Below are 12005 nucleotides of genomic sequence, written 5' to 3'. Positions count from 1 at the left end.
TACGGCGAGATCGTTCGAGCGAGGACGTGGTTCGGTCAATTCCGCGAACTCGTTCTCAAATGCGCCGTCAGAAACGTCGAACTAGCGCTCGACGCCTCTAACGGGTGATTTTAGCCGTCTAAACAAGGGCATTGTTCAGATTAGCCGATTCCAGTAGTACGCGAAGCTCTGCAACCACTTTTCGGCCGTTTTTGGATCGGCGTTTCGGAAGTGATTTCCAAACTGGTACGTTCGCCGTTTTATTCCCTGAAAGACACGTTCGACACTGTTACGATGGCCGTGGCGTTCGTACCGAAACTCGTAGCCTCGGCGGTGGAGTGCAGCTCGTAGCCAGTCAGCGGAATCGACGAGAAACACGGCGTCGACGACGTCGTGTTTCTCGCTCAACTCGTCGAGGAAGATTCCTGTAAGTCCGGTGTTTCGCGTCGGAAACAGCCGCACGTGGAGGAATTCGTTCGTGGCTGGATCGACAGCAGCGAACAGCCAGTACCGTTCGTCAGTGAGTTGGATCACCGTCTCGTCGACTGCGACGTGATCCGGCGATTTACCGTCTTCGGGCTGTAGCTCTGCTTTTTGCACCCAGTTGTGGACGGTGGAACGAGCACGGTCGACACCGAATCTCTCCAGAATACGAACAGTATCCGAAAGCGAGAGGTCGCCGAGATGGAGGTGGATACTGAGTCGCATCAGTTCCCGCGGTGTCTGCTCGCGCTCCACAAAATCTAACTGAATGTCGCTGCTAGGGTGCGTGAGGCGGCTGAATTCTGGCATAGGCACCACGAATTCCACCGCCTCGCTCCTTCAAACTCTAATCTGAACAGCGCCTCCGCTCACGCTCCCAACATTCATCAAATTCAGCCGCGTAGCACTCGCTGAGCAGGTCTGCGAGCATCATTCCAAACCAACTCTACGACCTGCTCGCTTCTCAAACCGCCCTAACTAGACGGTGCCGTTTCGATCGGTTTTACAAGTATCAACTAGGGTGGGTAGTCGGTTAGTGGACACACCGAGAGTGGATCGTGAGTCATTTCAGGACTGCTAACGAGTCCAAAATCATGAATTCCGGTTCCGAACGTGGAATGCGAAGCCAAAGACAACCCTGCCACACACGCAGACTACGCGGTCGATTTCGAGTGGCCGGGCGTCCGTCCTCGATCGGATCTGGTTTCGAATTCGAATCCTCGTGAAGTGTGAGGTCGAATTTCTACTACTCCCACGGACCAGCCGCGAGTCGGAAACGTGGATTCTTGTTCGTGTATCGTGATGCCTCCTGAGCGAATGTAGTGTCTTCATGGCGATCCACAGACATACATGGTACATCGCATCTGGAGAAACTGTTTGAACGATTTCAGAACGAGGAACGGATATGATTTTCGAACGATTCATTACAACCATACGAATGTAAATTCAGGATCAACCGCGGAATCGGTCTGCGAACGACCTTCTGACGAGAACCGTTAAAATATATACAAGCGTATGTGTGTAATCCCGGTGCTTTCCGACCACTGCTGCCGTTTGTTCTGTGCAAACACGATCCCTGCAAATCGGGTCGCAGCGGATATCGCTATCAAACGCGTTTTCGAGGTGCGAACACTACTGGACCTGTGCGGCGTTTACCTCGATCACGTTCGACGTGTGCTGAACCATCTCCGCAACCTCTTCTTCCAGCCGATCGCCCTGCATTCGACTCGTCGGCCCGGTAACGCTGACGGCGCCGATCACGTCGCCGCTCCGATTGAGGACTGGTGCTGCGACGCACTGCAGCCCTTTGAAAATCTCCTCCCTGTCGTACGCGAGTCCTCGCTCCTGAATCACCTCGAGTTCCGCTAAGAGTTCCTCCCGCTCGGTGATCGTGTTCGGTGTCTTCGCTGCCAACCCGTGGCGGTCGATTATTTCTCTGACGCGTTCTCCGGAGAGGTGTGCGAGGATCGCCTTCCCGAGGGCGGTACAGTGCATGGGATTACGTCCACCGACGTAGGAGGCGGTTTGGACGGCGTTTTCGCCCTCCGCTTTGTACAGGTAGACGCCCCGACCGTGCTGTTCGACCATGAACTGTGCGACTTCGCCGCTGACGTCGGCCAGCCGCTCGATCTCTTCTTCCACGACGTCGTAGATCTTGATCTCGTCGCGGACGTACTTGCCGAGATCGAGAAACCGGAGACTCAGCCTGTACTCGTCGTCACGTTTGACGACGAACTCGTTCGCCTCGAGCGTCGCCAGGTGCGTGTGTACGGCCCCTTTCGAGGCGTCCAGGTGGTTCGCGATCTCCGTCACTCCTGCGCCGTTTAGTTGTTTCAGCGCATCGAGTATGTCACAGGAGAACTGAACCGCGTTCACGGTCCGTCGTTCCGTCGTGCCGTCTTGGTGATCGCTCATACTCTCTGATGGTAGCACGACCCACATAATTGTTTGCATGTGGAAAACGCATTCGCTACGATCTACATTAAGCCGTAAGCGTTCGGTATCCGTCGCACGGTCGATCGACCCGGCGCAGAACTACGTCGTTCACAGAACCAGTAACGGTGACCTCGATCGCGCGCGTTCACGAGTTGCAAACGACTCGCGGACGACCACCGTGGAGGAACGTGGTCTCACAGCGACGCTGTGACAATGGACGGAGAAACGGGAGAACTCAGCTGGACGGAGTGATCATATGCTTTTCGAGGTCATCACCCTCGTCGATCGCTTCCCGGTTCTTGACCGCGTCGCCGGTCGCTCTGTCGAAGAGGTGGATCCGATCGGCAGGGAAAACGATATTGATGTCCTGGCTCGAGTCGATGACGAGTTCGCCGCTGATGCTCGCGGTCAACGTCTGTTCGCCGATGTCGAGATAGAGGTTCGATACTTCCCCCATCGGCTCCATCACCGTTACGTCTGCAGTGATGGCGTTATCGACGGACGGTTTGGCGAGTTCGATGTCCTGAGGTCGGATACCGAGCGTCAACTCTGTGTTCTCGTCGGCGATCTCTTGCTGGATCTCCGACGGAAGATCGTACTCGAACGACGGCCCGACGAGCGTCCCGGCCTTGTGGGTGACCTCGATGAAGTTCATGCTCGGCGATCCGATGAAGCCTGCGACGAACTGGTTCGCCGGTTCATGGTAGCACTCGAGCGGCGTCCCGATCTGTTGGAGCTGACCCTGGTTGAGCACGGCAATCCGATCGCCCATCGTCATCGCCTCGGTCTGGTCGTGGGTCACGTAGACCGTCGTGACGTCGAGATTCTGCTGGAGTTGCTGCAGTTCTGTTCGCATCTGAGACCGCAGTTTCGCGTCCAGATTCGACAGCGGTTCGTCCATCAGGAAGATTTCCGGATCGCGAACGATGGCGCGACCGAGGGCGACACGCTGTTGCTGGCCGCCCGAGAGTTCTTTCGGTCGCTTCTCGAGGAGGTCGGTAATACCCAGAATGTCGGCCGCTTCCTCGACCTTTTCGATCCGCTCTTGTTTGGAAAGATCCGTCGTCATCTTCAGCCCGAAAGTCATGTTCTTCCGGACGTTCATGTGGGGATACAGTGCGTAGTTCTGGAACACCATGGCGACCCCCCGTTCTTTGGGCCGTTTCCGGGTGATCTCTTTTCCGTCGAGATCGATGGTTCCTTGGGTTGGCATTTCCAGACCGGCCAGACAGCGCAACGTCGTCGATTTGCCGCATCCAGACGGGCCGACGAGCACGAGGAACTCGCCGTCCTGGATCGTGATGTCGAGATCGGTGACGGCAACGATCGTGTTACTGCTGCCGTCGTCGTACACCTTCGTCAATCCGCTTACGTCAACCTGTCCCATAGTCCTGTTACTGGGGTTTGAGTGTATTGCTAATAAATCCCGTGGTGCGGAGACTCGGTCGGCTACTCGACCACGAACCGCACGTTCTCACCTTCGTCAACCCACTCTCCCGGATCCGGTGCGGTTTCGACGGACGAGAGGGGAGTCCCGTTGACGCTGACGCTCTCTACACGCCCGTCGACTCCCTCGACGACGAATTCACGGACCGGCGTCATCTGACCGACGTCGACGATGAGCGTGGTTCCGTCGACGCTGACCTCGATTTCGGCCAGTTCGTCGCGCGCTTCGTCGTAGTAGCGTCCGGATGCGCCGCCGTCGTCGAGTGTAGCCTGAAGCGTTAGTCGTTCCGGCGGCCCCTCTTGAACCGTCTGTGCCGGCTCGCGCGTCGGAAGCACGCAGCCGGCGCGGACGTACAGCGGGATCCGATCGAGCGGCACGTCGACCTCGAGGGTCTGTTCACCCGCGTAGCGCTCGCCGGACCACCACTCGATCCACTCGCCCTCCGGCAGGTAGAGCGATCGCGAATCGGTCTCGTCGAACACGGGCGCAACGAGCAGCGACTCGCCGAGCAGGTACTGGTCTGCGATCTCGTGCGTTCGCGGATCGTCTTCGAACTCGAAGAGCAGCGGTCGAACGATCGGGTACCCCGTCCTGCTGGTCACTTCGGCCTCGCTGTAGATGTACGGCAGGAGCCGGTAGCGGAGTCGGGCGAACTCCCGGAAGATCTCGACCGCTCGCTCGCCGAACGCCCAGGGCTCGCGCGGGGTCGTCCCGTGACACCGGGAGTGACTCGAGAGCAGCCCGAACTGCGCCCACCGAACGTACACCTCGTCGTCGGGCTCGCCGCGGAAGCCGCCGATGTCGTGACTCCAGTAGCCGATGCCGGACAGCGACGCGCTGAGCCCGCCGCGCAGCGCGGCGGCCATCCCGTTGAATGAGGTCTGGGGGTCGCCGCCCCAGTGGACGGGAAACCGCTGGCTTCCGGTCCAACCGGCCCGGCCCCAGACGAGCGCCTGGTCGTCGCCATTGACCTCGCCAACGGTCTCGTAGACGGCCTCGTTGTAGAGGTACGGGTAGAGGTTATGCATCGCTTTGCCGGAGAGGCCGTTGTCGAAGACCGCGTCCTCGGGAATGTACTCCCCGTAATCGGTCTTGAACGTGTCCACACCCATCTCGAGCAGGTCGCGGTGTTTGTCGGTCCACCACGCGACCGCGTCGGGGTTCGTGAAGTCGACGATCGCGCCGCGGTAGTCGCCCTGGCAGGTCCGCTCCATCACGTACGGCTTGCCGGTACCGTCCTCGACGAAGTAGCCCCCTTCGCGGCAGGTCTCAAACGCCTCGGTGCCGACAGGGACGTGGGGGTGTTCCCACAGCGAGAGCCGGAAGCCGTTCTCGTGGAGGTCCTCGATCATCCCTTCAGGGTCGGGAAACTGCTCTGTGTCCCAGACCAGGTCCGTCGACTTGTTTTTGCGCATCCAGAACGGATCCAGGTGGACGACGTCCGCCGGGATCTCCTCCTCGCGGAGGCGCGCGGTGATCGCCTCGAGTTGCTCGCGCGACTCGTAGCCGAGTCGCGACATCCAGACGCCGAAACTCCACTTCGGTGGGCGGTCGGGTCGACCCGTCAGTGCCGTGTACGCGCTGTGGATCTCCTTGATCGACGACCCGGCGAAGAAGACGAACGCAAAGGTGTCGTCCTCGACGGCGACCGTCGCGCTGGCGGTCGACTCGTTCCCGAGGTCGTAGCGCACCCGGTGGGTCGTATCGACGAGCAGTCCGTATCCCCGCGAGGAGACGTGGAACGGGATGTTCTTGTATGCGCGCTCGCTCTCGGTGCCCAGCGGTTCGACGTGCCAGGACTCGACTTCCTGGCCTCGCCGATCGAAGGGCGTGAACTTCTCGCCCAGCCCATAGATGCGCTCGCCGGGAGTCAGCGCGAACGCGGTGCCCGTCTCCGTCACCCGGTGGGGGCCGTGGTTGATCTCCTCCTCACGGAAGCCGAGCGGTTCGACGCGGTCGTTCCCCCGGACGTCGAGGTCCTTCCGCTGTTCCTCGAAGCGGACCGCGCCGTCGGCGTCCTCGACGCGGAACGACCACGTCTCGAGGCCGATCTCGAGGCAGAGGTCGCCGGTGTCGACTGCGAGCACGCCGTCGCGCTCGTCGAGGTCTAAGGCGACGTCTTCGCGGATCGCGTCCTCGTCGAACTCGGGATAGGGGTTGCGATCGGTACCCGCTTCGGGGTTCGCCCGCAACTCAAACCGGAACGTCGAGGCGTTCAGAAACCGGATTGTGACCGGGACCGGCCGATCGTCACTGCGGGGTTGCTCGAGGGTCCGATCAACGTTACAGAGCAATTCGATCGTATTGCCGGTCCGCTCGTACTCCCGGACCGAACTGACGGTAGTGTTCGCCATTCGTTCTCAGAGAGACGCGGACACCCTATTAAAACTATTCACGAGTCGTCGCCACCCGTGTCGCGGTCGGACTCACTGTCTCACCCTAACCACAATCATTATAGTGCTATTCTCTCTCTTGGCGAGTGTACTCATGCAAGACGAGCCAGATTACCGGATTCCGCAGGGCGGCGGCGTGCCGTGGCGGGATATGGGCCTCGAGGAGACCCACCGACCACCCGAGCGGGACGTCGAAATCACCGACATCAAGACCATGGCGATCGCCGGCAACTTCACCTGGGGGATCGTCAAGGTGGAAACGAACACCGAACACTACGGGCTCGGCGAAACGTTCCGAGCAGAGGCCGCCCTCGACATGGCCGGTCGGATGGACGTCGACCTGGTCGGCGAGAACCCGCTCGACACCGATCGGATCGTCGAGTTGCTCAACCAACGCTATACGGGCTGTGGCCGGATCGGTCAGGCGGCATTCACGGCGATCGAGACCGCCTGTTACGACATCAAAGGGAAGATATTCGACGTTCCCGTCTATGAACTCCTCGGCGGGAAGTACCGCGACGAGATCAAGATCTACTGCGACACCCATGGCGGCGAGTCGCTGGGCGAAGCCGAGGCGCACGACCCCAGAGAGGTCTACACGCCCGAATCGTACGCCCGCGCGGCCCGCGAGGTAGTCGACGAGGGGTTCGAGGCGCTCAAGTTCGACCTCGACGTGCCGACCCACGCCGAGTACGACGAGGCCACCCGCCGGATGGACAACGCGGCGCTCGAACACAAGGTACAACTCGTTGAGGCCGTCCGCGACGAGATCGGCTACGATATCGACCTCGGGATGGACCTCCACTGGAACTTCACGAAAGAGACCGCCATCCGCCTGGGGAAGAAACTCGAGCGGTTCGATCTCGCGTGGCTCGAGGACCCGGTGCCGCCGGAGAAACTCGACGCCCAGCGCCGCGTGACCGAAGCCCTCGATCTCCCCGTACTCACCGGCGAGAACCTCGTCACGCCTGCCCAGTTCAACAAATACGCCCGCGAGGGCGCCATGGACATCGCCGCGCCGGACGTCAACAAGTGCGGCGGTCTCGGAGAGATGAAAAAGATCGCGACGATCTGCGACCTCTACGGCATCCCAATCGCCTCGCACAACATCTCGAGTCCGATCGGCACCGTCGCCGGCGCGCACCTCTCGGCGGCGATTCCGAACTTCCTCTGTATGGAGTGGCACTCCAGGGACGTGCCGTGGTGGAACGAGTTCGCCGTGCGCACCGGCGAGAGCGGCCCGATCCTCGAGGACGGGTACATCGAGGTCCCAGAAGGCCCCGGTCTCGGAGTCGAGATCGACCGCGAACTGGCCGCGGAGTACCTCACCGACGGCTCCGAACTGATCGTCTGACCGCCCGGGCCGATCGGTACCTTTTTTGATCGTTTCGCTCCACGTGGTGGTGTATGCCTACACACACCGTTGTGGTGAGCGACCACGATTTCGACACCCTCGACATCGAACGGGAGGTCTTAGACGACGTCGCCGACGTACGTGACGCCGGGGGTGATGTCGACGTCGACGCGAACGTCGACGAACACCTGATTGACGCCGACGCCGTGTTGAACCTCCGCTACGGCATCAATCGTGCGCTCATCGAGCGGATGGACGACTGCCGGATCGTCGCACGGTACGGGATCGGCGTCGACAACGTCGACCTCGAGGCGGCGACTGAACGCGGCCTCTACGTGACTAACGTCCCCGACTACTGCCAGGAGGAGGTGGCGACCCACGCGCTCGCGCTCTTGCTCTCGCTGTACCGGGGCGTCACCCGGTACACGGAGTCGGTCACCGCGGGCGAATGGGAGCGCGACGTCGCGACGCCGATCCACCGTCTCTCGACGCAGACGCTCGGGATCGTCGGCTTCGGAGCAATCGGACGGGCGGTCGCCGACCGCGCCGCCGCCCTCGGGTTCGATCTCGTCACGAGCGATCCGTTCGTCGATGAGGAGACGGCCGCCGATCACGGGGCCGAACTCGTCGCGTTCGAGACGCTACTTGAGCGGGCCGACGCCGTGACGATCCACTCGCCGCTGACGCCGGAGACGCGCGGCCTGTTCGACGCCGACGCGTTCGCGCGAATGCAGGAGTCGGCGGTGCTGGTGAACGTTGCGCGCGGACCGATCGTCGACGGCGACGCGCTCCTCGCCGCCCTCAAGGGCGGCGAGATCGCGGGTGCTGGCCTCGACGTCTTCCCGGACGAACCGCCGGCGAGCGACGATCCGTTACGGACCCACGATCGCGTCGTCGCGACGCCACACGTCGCCTGGTACTCCGAGGAGGCGAACGCGGAGCGGCGCCGGAAAGCCGCGGAGAACGTCCGCGCGGCGCTGCTCGGCGACCGACCCGCGAACGTGGTCAACGACGTGTAGATCGGCGCTCGAATTCTGCGGTCTCCGCCCGTCCTTCTCGACCGGAGCCGATCGCGTCCTGACAGGACGAGGCGACTCGAAGGGAAACTCGCGCGAGAAATGGGAAACGCCGCCGGTTCGGCCGGAAAACGGGTCGGGCTCAGGCTTTGCCGACGCCGGCGGTCAGTCCTTCCACGATCTTGCGCTGGAAGAACAGCATCAGCAGGAGCAGCGGCACGATCGACATGAACACCGCCGCGGAGATCGTCGCCCACGGGTAAGTGTACTCGCCCTGGTAGAGCGCGATTCCGACCGTGATCGTTCGCATCGAATCTTCGGTCATGAACGTCAGGGCGAACAGGAACTCGTTCCATGCGTAGATGAAGACGATGATCGCCGTCGTTGCCATCGCTGGCGCGGAGACCGGGAGGATGATCCTGAACAGCACGCCGATGTGTGAGAGGCCATCGATCAGGCCCGCCTCTTCGAGCGAATCGGGGAGTTCCTTGAAGTACGCCTGAAAGATCCAGATCGCGAACGGCAACTGGAACGCCGAGTAGGGGATGATGAGTCCGAGGTAGCTGTTGAGGAAGCCGGTCGATCGCGCCAGATCGAACAGCGGGATCAGTCGACCGAAAAACGGCAGCATGGCCGAGATGAGCACGATCATCAGCACGTGGAGCTTGAAGCGGAAATCGAGGCGAGAGAGGGCGTATCCGGCCATCGATCCGAGAACGACGCAGAGGATTGCGGTTCCTGAGGCCACGATGAAGCTGTTGATGAGGTAGCGGAGGAACGGGGCCTGCTGAAGAGCCATGACGTAGTTCTCCAGGGTGACCTCGGATGGCAGATACTGTACGGGAAACTGGATGATTTCCGTCGACGGTTTGATGGACGTCAGGAAGATCCAGATGATCGGGAAGAACGAGACCAGACACAGCAGGACGACCGAGCCGTAGAAGCCCAACTGTTCGCCGACTCGGTGTGGGTCGAACCGATCGAACACGGACTGGTCGTCGGCGACGGAACTCGTCGAATCGTGGGTTTCGGAACTCATGTTAGCGCACCTCCGGTTCGTACAGGGTCATGACGTAGATCAGGCAGATCACCATCGCGACGAGCGTGATGATCGTTGCGGCGGCGGCTCCTTCTCCGAACTCGAATTGAGTGAACGTTTGTTTGTGGGCCCACAGCACCAGCGTCGTCGTCGATTCGCCGGGGCCGCCACCGGTCAGCCCGTAAGGGAGTCCGAACGCCTGGAACGCCGGCAGTGTCCGGAAGATCAAGGCGACCAGGATGACCGGTTTCAACAGGGGGAGGGTCACGTACCAGAACTGCTTGACTTTTGATGCGCCGTCGATACGCGCGGCCTCGTAGAGGTTGTCGGGAATGCTCGCGAGTCCCGCGAGCAGGATCAATGCGACGAACGAGGTCGTCTTCCAGATCGTTACGAACAACATCGACGCGAGTGCGATGTCGGGATCGGAGAGGAACGGATACGCCGACTCGAGGATCCCGACGCGGATGAGGAGATCGTTGATGACGCCGTATTCGCCGTGGAACAGCCAGGCCCAGATCTGGGCGTTGATGATCGTCGGCAGTGCCCAGGGGAACAGGATCGCGACTAGCGCGACGTACCGGCCCCAGAAGTCCCGGTTGATAAGCAGCGCGACGCCAAGCCCGAGCACCATCTCGATCGGGACGCTCACGAAGGTGTAGATCAGCGTGACCCAGAACGAGTTCCAGAACGAGGAACTCGAGAGCACCGATCGATAGTGTTCGAGGCCGACGAACTGCTGTTCCCGGGTTGGCATCACGCTGCCCGAGTGCAAACTCGTCCAGACGGTGTCGGCGATCGGATAGTACGAGATGACGAAGAGGTAAGTCAGCACCGGGGCGAGCAGTAGTGCCGCCATCTCGCTGTCGGTGAAGCGAAGCTGTTTGTATCGTCTGTACCGCTCTCGTAAGCCAGTATCCGCCTGACGGGAAGCTCCGCCAGACGCATCTGGTGTTTCAGTAGCCATCTATGGACATGAAATACCATACCATGTATATAAAAGTACGGTCTAGCGAAGACGCCGTTTCGGGACCCGCTTGTAGCGACAAGGTCGCCAACTACGCGGAGCTGTGTCTAGTTCGTCATCATGGACGGACGGATCAGCGTCGACCGGTGGGAAATTTTTGTGAGCGGTAAAGATGCCACACGAAGCGACAACGGGAGACACAACGACCGGGTTCACGCCTGGTATCGACTCCGAACGACTCTCGTCCGGTGGTAGCTGGCACTCGATGCGGACTGGAAAGGCGACGTGTGGGGGATCGACATCGTCGGACACGTGGTCGGTCTCGACATCCCTGTCCCGGGGTAATCGATGGGAGATGCACTCTCACTCCAGCGCTCGATCGTCGACCACGCCCCAGTCGTGGCCGTCCTGGTGACCGGTGCGGTCGTCGCCTCGGTGCTCGGGTCGCTGCTCCCGGGTATCGACGCGTTGCTCGTTGCGATCGTCGTCGGGGTCGTCGTCACGAACACGATCGAAATCCTGGAGTGGGCCAACGCTAGCGTTCGAACCCACAAAATCTGACTCGGGACGGGGATCGTTCTCATGGGCGCGTCGCTCGCGCTCGATCAGATACTCGAACACGGCGTCGTCGTGCTCCTGTCGGTGCTCTGTGTGACGCATCCCGATCGTCTACGTCGAACCGCTCGCGAGGGTCGGTTTCGGCATGGACCTCGAAGTGGCGATGATCGGATGTGCCGGAATGCAGCCGATACCCGTGGTGTTGATCTCCTTCCTCATGTTGGCACGGTCTCGCTGCTGGTTTTGCTGGCCGTCCTCGGCTGAGCGCGGCGCTAGGACGCTCACCGACGACGTTGGCACGCCAAAACGGGGACCGATACCGCCGGTATGGTAAGCTATTTCAACAGAGAATCAGTTGCGTTGTCGTATGGGTGATTCCCACATCGTAGCGGTAGAATCAGATGACAACGTCGCGACCGCCATTCGAGAACTCGAAGACGGGGAAACGGTGACGGTCGGCGTCGGCGACGACGAAGTCACAGTCGAAGTGGCGGAAGACGTCACGTTCGGCCACAAGATCGCCCTCGAGGACATCCCCGAGGGCGAGACGGTGTACAAGTATGGACTCAGCATCGGCTACGCCTCCCGGGACATCGAGGCGGGCGAATGGGTTCACGCGCACAACGTCGAGAGCAACTACGGCCGCGGCGACCTGGCCGAGGAGACCGCATAACGCATCAACAGAGAATCTAAGATACATAATGACAGACTTTCTCGGATACGAACGAGACGACGGCAGTATTGGCATTCGAAACTTCGTCCCGATCATCGCGACGGCACCGTACGCCAACGACACGGTAAAGCGAGCGGCGGACATCGTCGACGACGCGATCC

The 12005-nt window shown here is 60.9% G+C and carries 10 protein-coding genes and 1 pseudogene; 5 read left to right on the top strand and 6 right to left on the bottom strand.

Annotated elements, in window-relative coordinates; translation table 11 throughout:
• Window positions 1-108 (top strand): annotated as a pseudogene (locus AC6I6X_RS22710) (IS5/IS1182 family transposase); the annotation flags it as partial.
• Between the two features lie 27 nt (window positions 109-135).
• Here AC6I6X_RS22710 and AC6I6X_RS22705 read toward each other — a convergent pair.
• The 4 genes from AC6I6X_RS22705 to yicI all read right to left on the bottom strand — a co-directional run bounded on the left by AC6I6X_RS22705 (window position 136) and on the right by yicI (window position 6198).
• The gene (locus tag AC6I6X_RS22705; protein ID WP_497932846.1) at window positions 136-771 is read right to left on the bottom strand and encodes an IS6 family transposase; all 636 of its coding nucleotides are present in this window, start codon (window positions 769-771) and stop codon (window positions 136-138) included.
• An 822-nt stretch (window positions 772-1593) separates the two neighbouring features.
• Complete coding sequence (locus AC6I6X_RS22700; protein ID WP_497932845.1) at window positions 1594-2376, bottom strand: IclR family transcriptional regulator; 783 nt, start codon at window positions 2374-2376, stop codon at window positions 1594-1596.
• 256 nt (window positions 2377-2632) lie between these two features.
• On the bottom strand, window positions 2633-3784 hold the full coding sequence (locus AC6I6X_RS22695; RefSeq protein ID WP_497932844.1) for an ABC transporter ATP-binding protein: 1152 nt from the start codon (window positions 3782-3784) through the stop codon (window positions 2633-2635).
• A gap of 62 nt (window positions 3785-3846) precedes the next feature.
• Window positions 3847-6198 carry an alpha-xylosidase gene (yicI, locus tag AC6I6X_RS22690; RefSeq protein WP_497932843.1) on the bottom strand — a complete coding sequence of 784 codons (2352 nt, stop codon included), beginning with the start codon at window positions 6196-6198 and terminating at the stop codon, window positions 3847-3849.
• A 133-nt stretch (window positions 6199-6331) separates the two neighbouring features.
• On the opposite strand from yicI, the gene AC6I6X_RS22685 reads away from it, so the two are divergent.
• Complete coding sequence (locus AC6I6X_RS22685) at window positions 6332-7591, top strand: mandelate racemase/muconate lactonizing enzyme family protein (protein WP_497932842.1); 1260 nt, start codon at window positions 6332-6334, stop codon at window positions 7589-7591.
• Window positions 7592-7644: 53 nt separating this feature from the next.
• Window positions 7645-8610, top strand: coding sequence for a C-terminal binding protein (locus AC6I6X_RS22680; protein WP_497932841.1), 966 nt, complete (start codon window positions 7645-7647; stop codon window positions 8608-8610).
• 139 nt (window positions 8611-8749) lie between these two features.
• On the opposite strand, the gene AC6I6X_RS22675 is transcribed toward AC6I6X_RS22680, so the two are convergent.
• Together AC6I6X_RS22675 and AC6I6X_RS22670 are read right to left on the bottom strand one after the other, a co-directional pair.
• Window positions 8750-9646, bottom strand: a complete 897-nt coding sequence (locus tag AC6I6X_RS22675) for a carbohydrate ABC transporter permease (protein ID WP_497932840.1) — start codon at window positions 9644-9646, stop codon at window positions 8750-8752.
• A 1-nt stretch (window position 9647) separates the two neighbouring features.
• Window positions 9648-10505 carry a carbohydrate ABC transporter permease gene (locus tag AC6I6X_RS22670; protein WP_497932839.1) on the bottom strand — a complete coding sequence of 286 codons (858 nt, stop codon included), beginning with the start codon at window positions 10503-10505 and terminating at the stop codon, window positions 9648-9650.
• Between the two features lie 456 nt (window positions 10506-10961).
• On the opposite strand from AC6I6X_RS22670, the gene AC6I6X_RS22665 reads away from it, so the two are divergent.
• Both AC6I6X_RS22665 and AC6I6X_RS22660 read left to right on the top strand, forming a co-directional pair.
• On the top strand, window positions 10962-11174 hold the full coding sequence (locus AC6I6X_RS22665) for a hypothetical protein (RefSeq protein ID WP_497932838.1): 213 nt from the start codon (window positions 10962-10964) through the stop codon (window positions 11172-11174).
• Window positions 11175-11538: 364 nt separating this feature from the next.
• Complete coding sequence (locus AC6I6X_RS22660) at window positions 11539-11844, top strand: UxaA family hydrolase (RefSeq protein ID WP_497932837.1); 306 nt, start codon at window positions 11539-11541, stop codon at window positions 11842-11844.
• The last annotated feature ends 161 nt before the right edge of the window (window positions 11845-12005 follow it).

The sequence above is a fragment of the Halosolutus sp. YCN4 genome (assembly GCF_059736495.1).
Note: the sequence above shows the minus strand (reverse complement) of the source record. Positions and strands in the feature narration are given on the sequence as shown.

Bases quoted from the DNA above. Each gene is read 5' to 3' on its own strand.
- AC6I6X_RS22670 (WP_497932839.1), bottom strand. From the start codon at position 10,505: ATGGCGGCACTACTGCTCGCCCCGGTGCTGACTTACCTCTTCGTCATC.
- AC6I6X_RS22705 (WP_497932846.1), bottom strand. From the start codon at position 771: ATGCCAGAATTCAGCCGCCTCACGCACCCTAGCAGCGACATTCAGTTA.
- AC6I6X_RS22665 (WP_497932838.1), top strand. From the start codon at position 10,962: ATGGGAGATGCACTCTCACTCCAGCGCTCGATCGTCGACCACGCCCCA.
- AC6I6X_RS22685 (WP_497932842.1), top strand. From the start codon at position 6,332: ATGCAAGACGAGCCAGATTACCGGATTCCGCAGGGCGGCGGCGTGCCG.
- yicI (WP_497932843.1), bottom strand. From the start codon at position 6,198: ATGGCGAACACTACCGTCAGTTCGGTCCGGGAGTACGAGCGGACCGGC.
- AC6I6X_RS22660 (WP_497932837.1), top strand. From the start codon at position 11,539: ATGGGTGATTCCCACATCGTAGCGGTAGAATCAGATGACAACGTCGCG.
- AC6I6X_RS22675 (WP_497932840.1), bottom strand. From the start codon at position 9,646: ATGAGTTCCGAAACCCACGATTCGACGAGTTCCGTCGCCGACGACCAG.
- AC6I6X_RS22680 (WP_497932841.1), top strand. From the start codon at position 7,645: ATGCCTACACACACCGTTGTGGTGAGCGACCACGATTTCGACACCCTC.
- AC6I6X_RS22695 (WP_497932844.1), bottom strand. From the start codon at position 3,784: ATGGGACAGGTTGACGTAAGCGGATTGACGAAGGTGTACGACGACGGC.
- AC6I6X_RS22700 (WP_497932845.1), bottom strand. From the start codon at position 2,376: ATGAGCGATCACCAAGACGGCACGACGGAACGACGGACCGTGAACGCG.